This is a genomic window from bacterium, from assembly GCA_021372615.1.
Classification (GTDB): Bacteria; Armatimonadota; Zipacnadia; order Zipacnadales; family UBA11051; genus JAJFUB01.
Window position 1 is genome coordinate 46,188 of sequence record JAJFUB010000055.1, and the last position, 17,575, is coordinate 63,762.

Annotated in this window: 9 protein-coding genes; 6 read left to right on the top strand and 3 right to left on the bottom strand. The window is 69.7% G+C overall.

Annotated elements, in window-relative coordinates:
• The first annotated feature begins 68 nt into the window (after positions 1 to 68).
• From LLH23_08595 to LLH23_08615, 5 genes are all read left to right on the top strand, one after another.
• On the top strand, positions 69 to 1,298 hold the full coding sequence (locus tag LLH23_08595) for a S8 family peptidase (GenBank protein ID MCE5238536.1): 1,230 nt from the start codon (positions 69 to 71) through the stop codon (positions 1,296 to 1,298).
• 273 nt (positions 1,299 to 1,571) lie between these two features.
• On the top strand, positions 1,572 to 2,132 hold the full coding sequence (locus LLH23_08600) for an RNA polymerase sigma factor (protein ID MCE5238537.1): 561 nt from the start codon (positions 1,572 to 1,574) through the stop codon (positions 2,130 to 2,132).
• Positions 2,133 to 2,474 carry a hypothetical protein gene (locus LLH23_08605; protein ID MCE5238538.1) on the top strand — a complete coding sequence of 114 codons (342 nt, stop codon included), beginning with the start codon at positions 2,133 to 2,135 and terminating at the stop codon, positions 2,472 to 2,474.
• A complete protein-coding gene (locus tag LLH23_08610; GenBank protein MCE5238539.1) occupies positions 2,474 to 3,820 on the top strand; it encodes a hypothetical protein in 1,347 nt (448 codons plus the stop codon). The genes LLH23_08605 and LLH23_08610 overlap by 1 nt, the downstream gene beginning before the upstream one ends.
• 148 nt (positions 3,821 to 3,968) lie before the next feature.
• Entirely contained in the window at positions 3,969 to 8,147 is a 4,179-nt protein-coding gene (locus tag LLH23_08615) for a DUF6067 family protein (protein MCE5238540.1), read from the top strand.
• Positions 8,148 to 8,163: 16 nt separating this feature from the next.
• On the opposite strand, the gene LLH23_08620 is transcribed toward LLH23_08615, so the two are convergent.
• Both LLH23_08620 and LLH23_08625 read right to left on the bottom strand, forming a co-directional pair.
• Positions 8,164 to 8,448, bottom strand: a complete 285-nt coding sequence (locus LLH23_08620) for a Ryanodine receptor Ryr (GenBank protein MCE5238541.1) — start codon at positions 8,446 to 8,448, stop codon at positions 8,164 to 8,166.
• Positions 8,449 to 8,518: 70 nt separating this feature from the next.
• A complete protein-coding gene (locus LLH23_08625; protein MCE5238542.1) occupies positions 8,519 to 11,521 on the bottom strand; it encodes a hypothetical protein in 3,003 nt (1,000 codons plus the stop codon).
• A gap of 198 nt (positions 11,522 to 11,719) precedes the next feature.
• Here LLH23_08625 and LLH23_08630 point away from each other — a divergent pair, with 198 nt between their 5' ends.
• Positions 11,720 to 16,102 carry a beta-galactosidase gene (locus LLH23_08630; GenBank protein ID MCE5238543.1) on the top strand — a complete coding sequence of 1,461 codons (4,383 nt, stop codon included), beginning with the start codon at positions 11,720 to 11,722 and terminating at the stop codon, positions 16,100 to 16,102.
• A gap of 122 nt (positions 16,103 to 16,224) precedes the next feature.
• Here the strand turns inward: LLH23_08630 and LLH23_08635 are convergent, their stop codons facing one another.
• A complete protein-coding gene (locus tag LLH23_08635) occupies positions 16,225 to 17,298 on the bottom strand; it encodes a hypothetical protein (GenBank protein MCE5238544.1) in 1,074 nt (357 codons plus the stop codon).
• Between the last annotated feature and the right edge of the window lie 277 nt (positions 17,299 to 17,575).

Below are 17,575 nucleotides of genomic sequence, written 5' to 3' on the forward strand. Positions count from 1 at the left end.
GTCGTGGACCACCTTGAGAACTGCGTCGGCGGGGGCAGCCTATGCACTGTCAGTAGGAGGCGATGGCGATGAGGATCACCAGTCTGTCCCTGATCTTGGCCCTGGCTGCACTGCTTGCTCTGGGTCTGTTCGCTGGTTGCTCGGGCGTGGGTGACCGGACGCCCACCACAACTGCCCAGGCAACGCCGGCGGCCGCCCCGGCGGAAGCCGGCCCGGCCGCGCGTATCGTCGTGTTCAAAGCGGGCGCGGCCACTGCGACGGCGCGCCGCGACATGGTCCGTGCCGCCGGCGGCGAAGCCGGTGTAGACCTCGCCCTGATCCGCGGTCTGTCCGCCGGCCTCACCCCGGCGGCGGAGCGGGCTCTGGGCGCCAACCCCAACGTCCTGCGCATAGACCCAGACGTCATCGTGACGGCCTCGCCCGGGAAGCCCACCAAGCCCACCCCCACCCCCCAACCGCCCCAGGTGCAGCCCTGGGGCGTGGACCGGATTGACGCCGAGGTGGCGCGCGCCCAGGGCGTGACCGGCGCGGGCGTGAAGGTGGCGGTCCTGGACACCGGCATCCAGGCCGACCACCCCGACCTCGCAGCCAATGTCAAGGGGGGCGCCAACTTCGTCAGCACGCCGCCGTGGAAGCCGGCCAACGCCAGCAAGTGGGCCGACGATAACGGCCACGGCACCCATGTGGCCGGGATCATCGCGGCCGTGGACAACACCATCGGCGTCGTCGGTGTCGCTCCCCAGGCCAGCCTCTATGCCGTCAAGGCTCTGGACAAGAGCGGCTCGGGGTACCTGAGCTGGATCATTGCCGGGCTGCAGTGGTGCGGGGCCAACGGAATCCAGGTCGTGAATATGAGCCTGGGCACGGCCAGCGATGTCCAATCGTTCCATGATGCGTGTGACCAGGCGCACGCTCTGGGCATCAAGCTCGTGGCCGCGGCCGGCAATGAGAACGCGGCTGTCAGCTACCCGGCGGCCTACGCCTCCGTCATCGCCGTAGCGGCTGTGGACCGCACGGACACCCGCGCCTGGTTCAGCAACTTCGGCCCCCAGATCGCCGTGGCAGCCCCGGGCGTGGACGTGTTCTCCACCTACCTGGGCAGCGCCTATCAGACCCTCAGCGGCACCAGCATGGCGGCGCCTCACGCCACGGGGACGCTGGCCCTGAAGCCTGACGTCAGCCTGACCAACACCGCCGATGACCTGCTGCCGGCGGGGTTCGATGTCTACACCGGCTACGGCCTGGTGGACGCCGAAAAGGCGGCGCTGGGCACGCAGACAGGCAACAACCTGCCCTAGCCGTCGGGTGAGGCGTTCTGCGGGCAGCGCATAGTCGCGACAGTGCGCCGGCCGCTGAGCACCATCTCTGCGAGCCACAGGGCCCCGCCCGAACCCCGGGCGGGGCCCGTCGCATTCGTGGGGGCGCGTCCCCTCCCCGAGGCCTGCCGATGATCCCTCACCATACCGTCCCCATACCCGCCTGCCCTTGCCGTGCCATGTCGCGGGCAGGTAGACAAATCCGCCCCGCGAAAACGCACTATAATACTGAGTCCTGTGAAGGAAGCGCGGGTTGTGACCCATTCGGACCACGAACTGTTGCAGTGCCTGGCGCACGGGGACATGGCGGCGCTGGGGGACCTGTACGACCGGCACGCGCGCCGCGTGTACCACGTGCTGCTGGCTCGGGGCCTGGAGGTAGGCGAGGCTGATGAGGTCTTGCCCGAGGTGTTCCTGGCGCTGGCCGAGCGGGGCCGCAAGCTCCGCCAGGTGCAGAGCGCCCTGGCCTACCTCCTCGGCATCGCCCGGCACCTGGCACACCGGGTCCGCAAGGCCCGCACGAAGGGCGCCACGGCCAGTCTTGCCGGCCATGATGATCGCGGGGAGCCTGCACGGCCAGCGGGGCTGGCCGTGGCACCCACAGCTACCATAGCACCCGGACCAGAGGGCAGCCTGGCAGTCGTGCAGTTGCTGCGGCAACTGCCTCCCCAGCAGGCCGAGGTGGTGGCCCTGAAGGTGTGGCACGGCTTCACCTTCGAGGAGATCGGCCAGGCCCTAGCGGTCTCGCCCAACACCGCCGCCAGCCGCTACCGTTACGGGATTGAGAAGCTGAAGGGGATGTGGGAGGAGGAGTAGATGAGCGACCTTGAGATGCGGATGGCGAGAACGTCCCTGCCCGAGCCGCCCGAGCCGCTGCGCCCGCGCCTGCTGGCCCGCGCGCGGCGCGAGCACCGTTGGCGGACGGTCCAGCGTGTCTGGCGCTGGGCGCTGGTGACGGCGGCGGCGCTGCTACTGACGCTCAACCTGCAGTTTGGCCGCGCCCAGGAGGCGCGCCTGGCCTCCCTGGTGCAGCCGCCGTCCATCGAGCGCCCCCTGGACACGAAGGTCCTCGCGCAGCGCCTGGAACACCGTCAACGCCTGCTGATCGCCTGGTGCAGTGGGGACTTCCCCAGCGAACTGAGAGAGGAGATGCTCTGATGCGACACAACCGTGTGCTGAGCAGTCTCACGATCCTGGGTCTGGTGGCGGGGACGGTCTTCGTAGTCGGGGCGGCCTTCTGGACCGTCAGCAACATGCGCTACGGCCGGATGCTGGAGCGCGAGCTGGCGGCGCTGAAGACCGAGGGCTACCCGCTGACCGTCGCCGAGGCCAAGCCGGCTCCCGTGCCGGAGGCTGACAACGCGGCCTGTCTCTACCTGCCGCTCTTCCAGGTCAGCTTCGACCCCAAACAGGGCTCGCCAGGCAATAGTCCGGACAGCGGCCTGCGCCGCTTCAAGGTGGATCGTGCAGACCTGCCGGGCGTGCTGGCCCAGCGCGCGATCGTCGAGAGCCCCGACGCCCGGCGGGCCCTGGCCACGCTCAGGCAGGCCTCCGCCATGCCCTTCTGTGTCTTCCCGGTCCGCTGGGACGACGGGTTCAGCTCCCTGTTCCCCCACATGGCGCAGTTCCGCCAGGGCGCGCGGCTGGTGTGCGCCCAGGCTATGCTCAAGGCCCATGACGGCAAACTGCCGGAGGCGCTGGACTGGCTGGCGGTGTCGTACCGCATGGCCGACCAGGCCGCCGCGGAGCCGACGCTGATCGCCCAGCTTGTGGCCATCGCCATGCGGGCCATCAGTGACAAGGCCGCACATGAGATCATCGCCCCGGCCACGCTCACGCCGGCGCAGGCGCGGGGGCTCTACGACCAGCTTGCCCGGGCCCAGATCGCCGCAACCTACGAGGCTGGCATGCGGATGGAGCTGGCCCAGGGCCTGACCTTCATCGAGGGGCTGCGCCAGCGCCGGCAGGACCTGCGGCCACTGCTCGGTGACCTGGGCAACCCGTACCCCGGCCTGAACGCCGTCCTCTATTCCGGCCTGGCGTCGCCGCTACTCAAGCTCGAGGAGACGAACTACGCCCGCGCGATGCGGCAGGCGATCGCCCGCTCGCGTCAGCCATACCGAGAGACGGCCGGTGCCCCGGACATCATGGCCGGACACAACGGCCCGGGGTACATGCTGGCTCATATCCTGCTCCCGGTCTATGCGAGGGTCAACGCGAAGCGCGACCAGTCCCTTGCCGCCACGCGCCTGCTGCAGATCGTGCTCGCGCTCAAGGCCCAGAAGCAGTCGCTGGGCAGCTATCCCCCCGTCCTGACCGGCCTGGTCTGGCAGTCACCGCTCGAGGACCCTTTCAGCGGCAAGCCCTTCGTCTACCGACCCCGTGGCAACGGCTTCCTGCTCTACAGCATCGGCCCGAACCTCAAGGACGACGGCGGCAAGGGCCCCTCCCAGCCGAGCAAGATCCTCGAGGAGGGCGACATGGTGTGGGTGTGCCAGCGCTAGGGCGCCCTGCCGCTGGAGCGCGGCTCTACAGAGCCGCAGACGCCTCTGTCCGCTCGCCTCCCTAGAAGGAGCCCGCGTCGCGTCGGCGAAGTCACCAGCGTTCCCCAGCACCCGCGCTGCCCGATGGCAGCGCCCGGAGGGTACGCTCATGCGCCGCGGATACGCCCCCCTCGCACTCGGGCTCAGTCTCCTCATCGTCTCACTCGCGTGGCCCGCGGGAGACACGCTCTTCCGCGCCTCCTTCGAGAAGGGCTTCGACGCCGACGAGGCCGGCGGGAAGGCGGCGCCTCTGGCGAACGCCAAGACCGCCCTGGTCCCCGACCGTTTCGGCCAGTCGCTGGTGCTCAGTCCTGGCGGCGGCACGCTCAGCTACGCTGCTGCCGGCAATGTTGACCTGCAGCAGGGCTCCGTCATCCTGTGGGTGCAGCCCCGTGACCTGGCGAGCGCGAGGAACCCGGTCTTCTTGCTCTCGGCCTCGCAGGGCGATGCTTCCCTCGCACTGCTGTGGGAAGGCAAGCAGCGGACGCTGCGCTTCGTGACCGGGCGGCAGGGCCGCACTGCCGAGGTCGTCAAGCCGGCCTACGACTGGACGGAGCCAACGTGGCACTACCTCGTCGCGACCTGGTCCCCCGCGGGCCCCGCGCTCTATGTGGACGGGCAGGCCGCCGCCGCCTCGCGACCGGCCGCCGGGAAGACCCGGGGCGATCAACTCACCCTCGGCGGCGACTTCGGCGGGACAGCCTCCCTCAGCTTCCGCTCCCTCTCCATCCTGAAGACGCCCCTCACTGCCGACCAGGTGCAGGAGAAGTACCGGGTCGCGATGTCGGGGCAGGTCCAGCACGAGCGCCCGCTGCTGACGGTCGGCCAGTGCGCCAAGCCGCCCACGGTTGACGGCAAGGTGGAAGACGCCGAGTGGGCGGCCGGCGGCGGCACGGCGGGCTTCGTCGAGATCGCCAGCGGCCAACTCACCGCCGCCCAGACCCGCGTTCTGGTGACCTACGACGAGACGAACGTGTACGTCGCCTTCATCTGCCCGACCCGGCAGAAGCCTTTTGCCAACAAGACCGCGCGGGACGCCGGCTCGCCCTGGGACGAGGACTGCGTCGAGGCGTGGCTGCAGCCGGAGGTCGGCTTCACCGGCAAGTACTTCCACGTGATCGTGAACGCCGCCGGTAGCCTGTATGATCTCGAGGACCAGAGCGCGGCGTGGAACGGCACGAGTGCCTGGGCCGCCAGCCAGGACGACTCGGGCTGGAGCGCCGAGTTCGCCGTGCCCCATGCCGCCCTGGGCACCATGGCGCCGACGCCGGGCACGAAGTGGCAGGCCAACTTCTGCCGCAGCTTCGGCGGCAGCGGCGCCACCAACCGCCACACCGCCTGGGCATTCACCAATGGCAGCGGCTATGGCGTCTGGCAGTGGTTCGGCGCTGTGCAGTTCGCCCCGTCAGGGCCGGTGGCGCGCGTCACCGGCTGGACGGCGGCGGGGACGGACGCGAGCGCCCAGGTGCAGCTCGCCAACCCGGGCCCACAGCCCGTGCCGGTCTCGGCGGATCTCATCATGTATCGCGCCGGCATGGGCGAGGACACCCGTGAGGTGGCCGTTGGGCCGTGGACGCTGGCCCCCGGCGAGGTCCGTACCGAGACCATCGCCACGAAGGCGAGCTTCGCCGCCGACCAGGTGAAGCTGCAGGTCCGCAGCGGGGAGAAGCCACTGCTGGTGCAGACGGTCCGGGCGGGGGCGAAGGAGGCTGTCGGCGCCACGGCCCCGGCGGTGAGCGCCGGGCCGTCCGGCAGCCGGCCCCTCCAGGCGCCGAAGCTGACCCAGGAGATGCTCGCCGCTGTGGTCGCCGGGCGCAAGCTGTGGGAGCACAACCGGATCGGGATCACCAACGCCGTGCCGCCGCCGTGGACGCCGATGACGCTGACCGGCAAGACGGTGGGCTGCTGGGGACGCCGGTACGACTACGCCGCCAGCCTCTTCCCCCGACAAGTCACCGCGCAGTCGGCTGAGCTGCTTGCCGGGCCGGTGGCGCTCGTGGCGAAGATCGGTGGCAAGGAGATCGTCCTGCAAAAGGCCGACCAGCAGAGCGCGACCGCCGCGCCAAACGAAGTCAACTTCGACGCCCGAACCGCCGCGGGCAACCTCACCGCCCGCGTGCAGTCTCACCTGGAGTTCGACGGGTGCATCAAGCTGACACTCACCCTCGCCAGCAAGGGCCAGCCCGTTCGCTTCGACAACCTCGAGTTGCGTCTCCCCGTCAAGCCCGAGCGCGCGCTGTACTACCACTGGTTCGAGGCCACGCGCGACCCGCGCCTGACCAATGCCGGGGCCCTGCCCGAGGCGGGCCTGAAGACCCACTTCAAGCCCCTCTTGTGGCTGGGCGATGACGACCGCGGTCTGTGTTGGTTCGCCGAGTCGCCGCGCGGCTGGCAGATCAATGACGCGGAGTCGGTGTTGACCGTGCGGCGCGACCAGGGCCGAACCGTGGCCTGCATCCGCATGGTGGACCGCCCGTGGCAGCTCGACGGCCAGTGGCAGACGGTGTTCGGCCTCATGGCCACGCCCTCGCGGCCGACGCCACCCGGTTGTCGCAACTGGCTCATCCCCCTCAATCAGACGAACCCCTGGGGTACATGGGCTCCGGGCTTCAACAACCTCAGCGGCACCGACGACCCCGGTACGCTCATGCCCAAGGACCCGGCGGCCATGAAGCGCTGGGTGGAGGACGTGCAGAAGCACGGGGAGAGCGCGCCGTACTACCCGGGTCAGGAGCTCTGTCGGGCCATCCCCTATAGCCAGGTCGTCTTCTGGAGCGGCAAGTACCGCGACGGGATGCCCGCGCCGGAGATCAAGGTCTTCGGACCCGAGTGGTCCAACATCACCCGCCCGCCTGGCCCCCGCCAGGAGCCGGATGAGCAGATTCCGCTCAAGGAGTACTACTGGGTCTGCCCCAACTCCAGCTTCTCGCAGTACTACATCTACAAGCTCAACCAGCTCCTGGACCAAGTGCCGCTGGATGGTATCTACATTGACGGGTCGTGGTGGTTCTGCTCCAACAAGCAGCACGGCTGCGGCTATGCGGACGATCAGGGCGTCTGGCAGAAGCAGTACAACATCTGGGCCTTCCGCGAGCTGTTCAAGCGCATGTACTGCCTGTTCTACGCCCGGCGCCAAAGCCCGGTGCTTCACTTCCACACCTCCTGTTGGCTGGCGCTGCCCTGCCTGTCGTTCTGCCACATGATGCTCGACGGCGAGCAATACCACGACGCGGCGCAGAAGGTCGAAGACCACTTCATGGACATCGTGCCGCTGGACAAGTGGCGCGCGGAGCACAGCACGCACTTCGGCCCGGCCCCGTTCATCCTGCCCGACATCCCCGGCCAGTGGGCCCAGGCGCAGGCGCCGACGCGCGAGCTGCTGATGCTCACCAACCTGCACGATGTCGGCATCTTCCCCGGCAGCTTCAACACCCGGCTGATGATGCGCAACTACCAGGCCCGCCGCCTGTTCGGCGTGGCCGACTGCCAGTTCAGGGGCTACTGGAAGACCGACTGGGCGGCGTGCGCCACGCCCGACGGCCATGTCAGCGTCTACCGCAAGCCCGATGGGGCCCGGTGCCTGCTGGTGGTGGGCAACTCGGCCAAGCAGGACAACACTCTCACGGTGAAGCCCAACCTGGCGGCGCTGAAGCTGCGGGGGCCGGTTACGGCGGGGGTGGACCTGGAGACGGGGGAGAAGCTCGCACTGACCGGGGGCGTGCTGACCGTGCCGGTCAAGGCGCGGGACTTCCGGCTGATCGCTCTGCCGGCCTATGCGCCCCCGCCGATCACCGCCGGCGACCTGCGCGCGACCGCCCTGACGACGCTGAAGAACCCCGGCTTCGAGGAGGACATGTCCGGCTGGATGACCTCCACCCTCGAGGGCAATGGCGGCAGCATCACGCTCGATGCGCAGGTCAAGTACGCCGGGAAGGCGTCGTGTCATCTATACAAGGCGGAGGGGCCGGGCGGGGTGCATCTGGAGACGCGGGATGTGCTCGCGGTCACGCCGGGGCAGAAGTACCGGGTCAACTGCCAACTGAAGATCGTGAACTCAACCGGCGCGCAGGCCTACTGGATGATCAGCGCGACCGACAACGAGGGCACCTCGGTGCTGAGCAACAACCTGTTTGCGGGCTTCGTGAAGACCAACCAGGACTTCACGCCGCTGCCCTACGAGTTCGTAGTGCCGCCGGGTGCGGTCGCCATCCGCCTGCACTTCCTGGTCGCCTTCCCCGGCTCCATGGACGCCTGGGTGGATGACTTCCGCTTCGAGGAGGTCCGCTAGCGACGGCGCCGGTCAGTTAGCCCCGCTCGATGCGGTACCCGAGCACGAGGATGGCCTTGAGGGTCTCCATGGCCGCGCTGCGGTCGTACTGCTTCTCTGAGTCGGGCAGGTCCGCGTAAGGCACGAGGCACGGGTGCAGCTTGCGGGCGTCGTCGCGTTGTGGGCCGTACTGCCACCCGTCGGCCATGCGCTGGGCGGCCCAGATGTCGTGGGCGTTCTCGGCCAGGTACTCGGTGAGGGCCACCAGCTCCTCGGGCAGGGCCACGGCTGAGGTATCCAACGGCTTGGGTTGGTAGGGCATTGCCTGCTCCAGTTCAGTCATGCGGTACGCCGACAGTGACAGGTTACCCCGGATAGCGCTGCGGAGCAACTCATTCCGCCCCCTCCTCGCTATCGCTACCTGGCTCGGGCCGGAACCGGACGGCCCTATAGCCGGCCACCTTGAGGATGTCCGGGATGGCCCGGATGATGCGGTAGTCCTTCTCACGCTCGCTGAAGGGTAGCTGGGCCCAGTCGACCATCAGGGGATGCCGCTTGTGCTCGTTGTCCCGCTCGGGGGCATAGGTCCAGCCGCTGGCCAGGCGTTCGCGGTGCCAGCCGAGGTGCTCGGCGCGGGCCAGGCGGACCAGGTGCTTCTCGATGGCCTTGCGCAGGGTCTCCTGCCACTTGTCGCTTTCTCCGGGAGCCAGGGGCTCGACGGCAAAGTCAATGAGTCCCAGGTGGCCCGGTATCCGCACTGCAGCGGCCAGGCTGGACTTCCTGTGGTCCTCGCCGAGATCCTCGTACGCCTTGCGACTCGCCTCCAGTTCCGCGTCCGGACCGCTCACCTGCCGCAGCCATCTGTCCTTCATCTGCTGCGGGAGGTAGCCCCAGTTGATCAGGCCGGCCAGGTCCTCTCGGGCGGGATGGCCGCGGAAGGCCTCGCGCGCGGTGAGTAGCTTCATGAACTCGTCGGCGACGGTCTCACAGTCGAGCATGAACTCCGGGGGCAGGGCGGAGCGGTGCAGACGATCCCGCTCGCGGCTCAGGTCCGCGCCGCTTGCCTGGTGGCCGCTCGGCGACTCCAGGGGCCAGGCGGACTGATGCAGGTGCGCCTGTCTGCAGCCGCTGCACAGCACCCGCACGATCTTCTCGAAGGAGCGCGCACCGTTCCGGTACTCGGACACCTGGAGCAGGGCGTCCAGCAGGCCGGGGTCCATCTCCAGGCGGTCGTCATCGCCCAGCTTGAGCAGGCTGCGCAGCAGTAGCGCGCGGCGGATGGGCCAGGTGAGGTCGTCGGGGCAGGCCGGGTCGCGCCGCCCGTTCGGCCCCAGCACGTTCAGGAAACCGTGTAGCCGCGAGACGAAGTCCGGCCCCTTGGCCAGCGTGAACGCCCGGTAGCGCGTGGCAGCCTCTTCGTACTCCTTCTCCTTGGCCTGCTGCTGCGGCTGTTCGAGCGCCGCCAGCTCCTCCGCTGTCGGCTTCCTCGGCTTCCGCAAGGCAAAGTCCACAAGCCTGTGGCAGGTGCCTCCGGCGAAGACGAAGATGCACTTGCCGATGGGGTGGATGACCTGCCCCTCCTGGAACGTGCCATCCTGCATGGGCGCCAGCAGGTACTGCAGCCACCTGTTCTGCCCGGTGTCGAACTCATCCCAGAAAGCGACTGGCGTGATTCCCCGCAGGACTTCGTCACGCACGCGGTGGAAGGCCCCCACGAGTTCGGCGGGGTCGCTGAACTGCGACAGGTTGAACTGCAGCAACGGCACTTCCTTGCCCAGAATGGACTTCGCCAGGGCCTCTACCGCGAACGACTTCCCTGCCCCCGGGGGGCCAAAGACGCCGAGGCACAACGGCCGCTTCTGGACGCCGCCGTGCTCGTATTCGCGGATCAGAATGTCCAGCGCGCGCAGGCTCTCGATCTCATTGCGGTCCACTGAGAACAGGGGGCCCAGGCGCAGGGCCGGCACCTCCGAGACGGCCTCCGGGCCGTAGATAGCGACCAGGTGCCCGAGGCCGGCCAGCGGTGCACAACCGGCGGAGCCGGGCCCCGACGGGGCGCCGGTGGCAGAAGCCGCAGTGCCGGACGGCTCCTCGAGGCTGGTCAGGATGGTCCACGGACGCTCTGTCGGCTGCGCGGGGACACGCACGATCTTGGGGGCGCTGTGTGTCCGGGCCAGCACCTGCCCCAACTCATACGTCGGGACGCCCGGGTGAGGGTCGGACACCCGGCCATGGCCCAGCACCAGCAGCTCACGTCGGGCCTTCAGGCCGGCGGCGATGCCCTCCGGCATGGCCCGCAGCAGCGTCTCCGGGTTCGTGAAGGGGCTCTTGCCCCTCGTCTCCTTGACCAGCCCGAGGTGGTGGCGCATCAGGTGATGGGCGATGCCGACGGTGAAGCACGTTTGGAAGCCGTAGGCCGTGCCGTCCACGGCGCGGGCGTAGTCCGCCTCCATCTCCTCGGGGGTGAAGACCAGGACGGCGTCGCTGATCTCGCGGCGTCCCTCGGCGCCGTCGCGGCACGTTACCCACAGGGCCCCGGCGGACCCGTAGGTCACCACAGTGTGCGCCGCGGTCCGCAGCTCATCCCCGACCTCTGAGGCCTGCAGGCCGCGCAGCGTATGCTCGGTGCACCGCTCCCATGACAGGCGCCCGCCAATCTGGACATCCTCGCGCCGCAGGTCGCTCGCCGAGACGACCACGATCAGCCGGTTCGCCACCGGCCGCAGCGCCGGCCACAGATCGCCCCGGCACAGGGGGTAGCTCATCTTCAGCAGGTAGAAGCCCTTGCCCCTGGGGCGAAGGTCGGGCCACGGCACGCGTCTTCTCGGGGCGTGTCGGAAGAGCACTGCACCGTCGTCAATGATGGTGAGCACGGGCGGTCGGGGGCGCGGGTCGGCATGTGGAGTCGCGCGGCGAGTGAAAGTGAAGTCCTGGCGTTCGCGGTCCGTGGGGCCGTAGCCGAAATCCGGCTGTACGCGCCAGACGCGCTCTTCCTTGCCTTTCCCCGCCGGCCGCGCGACCCATACGCCATAGGAGCGCAAGTGTGAGGGGAGCTTCGCCTCCAGCCCCCGTGTTACCAGGTCCAGCTCCGCGGCATAGGCGGGCTCGGGTCGTGGCACGGCAAGCGCCTTAGGCTTGGGCAGAGCCTTCTCGCCATGGTCACGACGCCCGCGGTTCCTCTCCTGCCATTCCTCGATGCCCCGCTTCCAGGCGAGCCCCTCCGCGTCCGCCGCCGCGCTCAGCAGGCGGTGTGTCAGTGCGGCGCCCCCCAGTTCCTGCGTGTAGACGGTGCCGGGCTCGGCGAAGGACGTGGCGGCGGTCTTCACTCCCCCATAGAAGTGACAGTCGAGAACGATGTCCCCGGTCACAACAACACGCTCGGTCTTCTTGAGCACGGGTTCCACCCTCCCACTTCTCAATGCACAGCAGCAAACAGCCCCATATGCGTGTTCGCTTCGCCGGAGCCATACCCTAATCCTCCTCGCCATGCTCGTGCAGGCGTCCGGCCTGCTACGGCGAAGTCACGGAGGCGCATCGTGCACAGCAGGGCCCCGCTGCGAAGCGCTACCGCTCGACCAGGGATGGGAACGGCCATGAGACACGCCGTGCTGATGATGCTGTGGCTGGCAGGCGTCGCGACACTGGCAACGGCCGCTCCGGCGCCGCAGGTACTCGAGGTCGGCGCCGCGACCCTGAAGGTCCTCGACCCGCCCTGGCGCGCCGGCTCGGTGAGCTTCCAGGTGGACGGTGGGACGCCCGTGGTCAGCGCTGTGGACGTCTTCGCCGCGTCCGCTGACTGGAAGCAACACCTCTTCGACTTCCGCGGGGCTGAGGTCACAACCACCGACACCTTCGCCGGACGACGGGTCGTCATGCGCCGGCAGGGCGACTTCGGCAACGCCGAGCAGGAGGCCGTGCTCGGACCGAACCAGCTCGACCTCCGCTGGTCCCTCGACTTCCGGACGCTCGCGGGCAACCTGGAGATCAATGTCTTCCTGCCGGAAGCCACGCTGGGCGTGTCGCCATGCGAGGTGACGCTGCAGGACGGCACGACCCGCGCGGACCAACTGTGGGTGGAGCAGCGCGCGCCGCTGGCCAACTTGCGGCAGCTTGTCGTCCAGACGCCCCGGCGCCGGATCGTCATGGACTTCGGCGCCCAGGGCGGCTGGCAGTTCCAGGACCTCCGCCGCAGCCAGGACAACCGCAGCCTGTACCGCCTCGTGCTGCCTACCTACGGCTTCAAGAGCCCCTGCCACCTGGAAGCACGGTTGCGGATCACGGTCAACCCGCCGGCAGCTGAGTTCAGCCCCGTGCCGCTGGCTGACGCGGCGAACATGGGCCTGCTGGACGAGCGCGAGGGCGATGGGCGGGGCGGCTGGACCGACCAGGGCGACAACGACCTGCGGGCCCTGCCCACCGGCCTGCAGTTCCTGCGCGGCATCCCCTTCAAGGTCGGCCCGGCCACGGGCCCGTCGGTCCTCATGCTGCGCGGCGGCGACCGCAACACCTTCCCCGTCGAGGCCACGGTGCCGATGGGGCGGCCCGCGGCGGCGCTCTTCTTCCTGCATGGCTGCGCGTGGGCCGCGCCCGGCAAGACCGCCTTCAGGGCCACGGTGCGCTACGAGGACAACACCACCACCGACATTCCGGTGCGGGTAGGGCAGGAGGCGCTCGACTGGTGGGGCGTGCGCGACCTGGGGGAGAACGCGCGCGTGGCCTGGCGCGGCGCCAGCAATCGGGCGCCCGTGGGCCTGATGCTCCTGCGCTGGCTCAACCCCCATCCGGACAAGCCGATCCGCGACCTGACTTTCCGCGCCGGCGACGGCCCGGTTGCCGGGATTGTCGCCGTGACGGCCGCCTCAGGCCCCGTGGCGATCAGCGGCGGGACGACGGGCGGGGCCAAGCTACCGCCGCTGCGCGTCGCCGCCGCCGGCCTGACCGGCCTGGACCGCTGCTTCCGTGGCACCCACCTCGACCCCGAGTGGGCGGCCGCGGATCTCAAGCAAGCGGCCGACCTGTCCGGCTATGACCTGCTCTTCGTGACCGAGGACCTACCCTCGGCGGTGGCGGCGAAGGTGGCCGAGCGCGTGCGGGGGGGCGGGCGGTTGCTCGTGTTCGGGCCGCCCCCGCAGGGCCTGGCGGACCTGCTGCCGGTGACGATGGCCGCCCCGCCGGTGCTGCGGGCCATTGCTCCGTACTGGCGCTGGGCCGAGGGCGAGCCCCGGGCCTTCTTCCTACAGCCGGCGGACGCCAACTCGCCGCTGTTCAATGGCCTGGACATGGCCCAGATGGCCCCGACGGGGGCTCTGTACGAGGCCACGGCGCGGCCGGGGGCCACTGTCGAGGCCACATGGCGCAGCACCGATGGACAGAGTTTCCCGGCCATCGTCCGGCAGAGCGTCGGCCAGGGCGTGGTCACGGTCCTCAACTTCCCCCGCCTCTACCCCGCCTCGGGCGGCACGGACTACGGGCGCATGTTCACCGGCCTGAACCGCTACTGGGACCCGTTCCTGCTCAAGCTGGCCTACCACGCGGCCGGTCAGGACGACGTGCCGCGGCGCCTGGGCGAGTTGTTCGCCGCCAAGGCCCAGCGCGAGCGCCTGATGGGCCCATGGGCCGATCTGCAGATGCACCTGGAAGACGCGCGGGCCCTGGCCGACGTCGTCGCCACCCCGGCAGCGGAGGCGCAGTACCAGGAGGCAACGGCCCTTGCGGCACGAGCAGATCAGGCGCTGGACGAGGGAGACGAGCTGATTGGGGGGCTGACGGGCGCGGAAGCCCGCCTCGCCTACGAGAAGGCGGAGGCCGCGCTGCGGCAGGCGGGGCAGGGCCTGGACGGCCTGACGGCTTCGCTGCGCCGTGAGGCGCTCGCTCGGCCCGGCGTCAAGACGATCCAGCCCGTCGCCGGGCCACCGCTGCTAGTGGGCTCCACGCACGTCAACGGTGGCCTGGTCTATCCCTCCGGTCCCAGCCGCCAGTGGTACTACGACCAGACGCTGCGTCGCATGAGGGGCGAGCTGGACTGGAACGTCTTCGACATCGTGGTGGGGGGCTACGCGGCGGGGGAGGTGCGGCCGGACGGGAAGGACCCGCGACCCGGGGCCCTCGACGACATCGCCCGCGCCGCCCGCGACAGCGGCATGGCCATGATCCTGTGCACGGTGGGCGGGGCCTTCGACACGCGCGGCAAGGAGACGCCGTACAGCGCCCCGGCCCTGGCCGCCCGGGCGCGGGACTTGCGCCGGCTCGCCGCGCACTTCGACCCCCTGTCCGGGTTCTACGGCTTCGAGCCCAACAACGAGCCCGGCCTGGGCGTGAAGCCCGACACCATGTTCGGCTACAACGACCAGACCCTCGGCGACTTCCGCGCCTGGCTGCAGCAGCGCCATGGCGACCTGGCGAAGCTCAACGCGACGCTGCAGACCACCTACGCCGGCCTCGCCGACATCACGCCCCCCCGTCCCGAGGAGATGGCGCAGATCGGGATGGACGACCCCCGGCGGGCGCTATGGGCCGAGTGGATCGAGTTCCGTTTCCAGCTCATGGAGGGCCTGCACCGCAGTGACTGGGAGGCCCTGCGGTCGGTCAGCCGCAAGCCCATCTTCGACCGGACGGCCGGGGACGGGCTGAACTGGTGCGGCGTGCCGGCCAGCGGTGCGCTGGACGCTGCGCGCCAGGATCGGCGCGCCCGCTGGCACGACGCCCTCGGCACCCATGTCATCTCGCCCTTCCTGCTCGACTACCAGGTGGGCATGAGCCGCGGCAAGCGCCTGGTGCAGAGCGAGTACTACTGGAGCACCTACGGCGGCGGCTCCGACGGCCTGCGCTACCGCTTCGGCGGCAACTTCATGCACCCGATCCTCCAGAACGAGGCGCGCAACTTCGCGGCTGTTTCGCGCAACCTGTGGAAGGCCGTCTCGCGGGGCAACGACCTCTTCACCGTGTACTTCGCCAACCCCGTGAACACCTACAGCTTCGACGAGGGCTACTGGGGCCCACACACGGCGTACTGGGCCGACCATTCGTTCAAGGCCATGGCCTATGCCATGAAGGTCGTCCCCCGTGAGATCAGCCGTTTCCGGGGCGAGATCGTCGGCGCGCGCCACATGCCCCAGGTCGGGCTGGTGGAGCCCCTGGCGAGCATCGTCCACACCATCGGCACGCCGATCGCCGCCGACATCCGCGACCCGCAGTACGAAGCCGAGAACCTGCACAAGCTGCTCCTGGGCCGCCATGTGCAGACAGAGATCGTGGGTGAATGGCGCCTGCTCGAGGGCCCGCCCCCGGCCGCTCCGCCCGGACAGTCCGTGTCGGCCATGCCGCTGGACCTGCCGCCGGTGCTGGTGGCGCCGTATGGCGTCTTCCTGAACCGGGAGACGCAGGACCGCCTCGCCACATGGGTCAGCCAGGGCGGCACACTGCTCGCGACGGGGCCGGTGGGGCTGTACGACGAGTACGGCCGCTCCTGCGGGAAGCTGCTGCAGGCCGCCTTCCCCGGCCTGACCGTGCAGCGTGGTGATGGCCCCGCCGTGGCCCTCGCCGGCGGTGGGGCCACGGTGCGGCGGCGCTGGACGTTCGGCGGAGTGGCGTCGGACCGGGCCTACGCCGACGGCCAGGGAGCGGTGCTGCGCGGGAGGCTGGGGAAGGGCGAGATCATCGTCACCGGCTTCTCTCACCTGGATGGGCCGGACGTGGTGGCCGATCTCCTCGGGCAGGCCGTCGCCCGCCATGCCCCGCCGCTGGCCGACGCCGACAACCCGTCCGTCCAGCTCTACCTGTGTCGGCGGGAGGGGACGTATCTGCTCTACGTGGTCAATGAGGATCATGCGCAGGGGCAGCGGACCCGGCTGACGCTCAGGCGCCCGCTGATCGTCGCCGACCTGCGCTCTCGCCTGGGTTTGGGGACGCGGACGGAGCTGACCCTCAACCTGCGCCCGGGCGAGGGGCGGGTGCTGCGGCTGACGCCTCCGAGCTAGCGTGGCGGTCAGGCGAATCGGTAGGGCAGGCGGCCTCGCCTGCCCGGCGCGGGCGAGGCCGCCCGCGCAACTGTGGTCTGCGGAGTCGCCTGCGGTACGCAGCCCCACTGTGCGCCGTCTCGCTACTGACAGTACTTCCGGACCACCGCGGCGATGTCGGCGTTGTTGATGACGTCCCGGCTGCTGCACACCTGGAGGTGGCGGCAGCCGTTCTCGATCATCGTGCGCAGCTCCATCTCTACGCGCGCGGCGTCCTTGACCGGGAAGTCCCCCGGCCGGTCATAGTACCCGATCATGCCCACCCCTTCCTGGCGGGCGTGGTACCTGCGCGCCTCTCCCGCGATGGTCCGGCTGTAGGCCGCGATCTTCTCCTGGGGCCACAGCGTGTACCAGGCCGCGGTCTGACCGCAGTAGTCCACATCCAGCCGGTTGCCGTACAGCGGCTCGGGGGCGAAGACCGGCCAGATGTGGATGGCGGTCTTCAGGTCGGGCCGGCGTGACCGCGCGCAGTCGGCCAGGCCATTGATGTAGTCCACCAGCGTGTCGCGGAAGCAGGCCACCGTCGCCTCCTCCGGCTTCATGTCGGGGTGGGCCTGCACGTACTGCGCCAGTAGCTGCTGGCACCGGTCGCACTGGCAGCCGTGGTAGTTCTGGTAGCCGAACCCATCGAAGGCCAGGCCCGCGAGGCCCGGCACCGCGGCGATCGCGGCGATCTGGGACTTGAACAGCTCCTGGCACTCCTGGTCGGTGAAGCAGATGATCCGGTTGCACAGCACCTCGTGGGTCAGCAGCGGCTCGCCGCCGAACTGGTAGGGGATCAGGAACCTGTTCCGCCCGGCCGAGATGAAGCGCAGGGCGGCCTCCTCGTCTGCGCTCATGACCTGCCACGGCACGGGGCGGTCGGGGGTACGCTTGCTCCACAGGGACGCCACGCCACCCATGGGTGCGATACACGAGAAGATGCCGATCCCGTACCTGGCCCCGGCCTCGACGTCCTGTCGCAGCACCGCCGGGTCGGTGGTCCAGGTGATGAGGCTGCGGAAGCCCACGTGATGGGCCGCGGCCATGAAGGTGTCCAGATGCTTCTCATCAATGCCCCAGCCGGTCAGAAAGGCCGGCTGACGGTCGGCGGCCAGAACGCCAGACGCCGTCAGCAACGACAAGGCGGCCACACAGCACAGGAGTTGACACTTCATCCCGATCCTCCACAACCATCGCGTAGGCGGGTTCGTCCCCGAACCCGCAGAACCTGCCCAGGCAACAGCATACCACCGGCCCACACCAGGGGGAAGGGGAGACACCAGTCTGCAGGGCAGGGCGACGTCTGTAGGGCGGGGGCTTGTACCCCGCCCCTCCGTTCCGTATTTGCCATGCGGGGCGGGGTACAAGCCCCCGCCGTACACCCCAGGCCTTCGCTCCGCAGGCTGACTACGCGTTGACGGCAGTGCGCCCACACGCTACCATCAGCTCGTG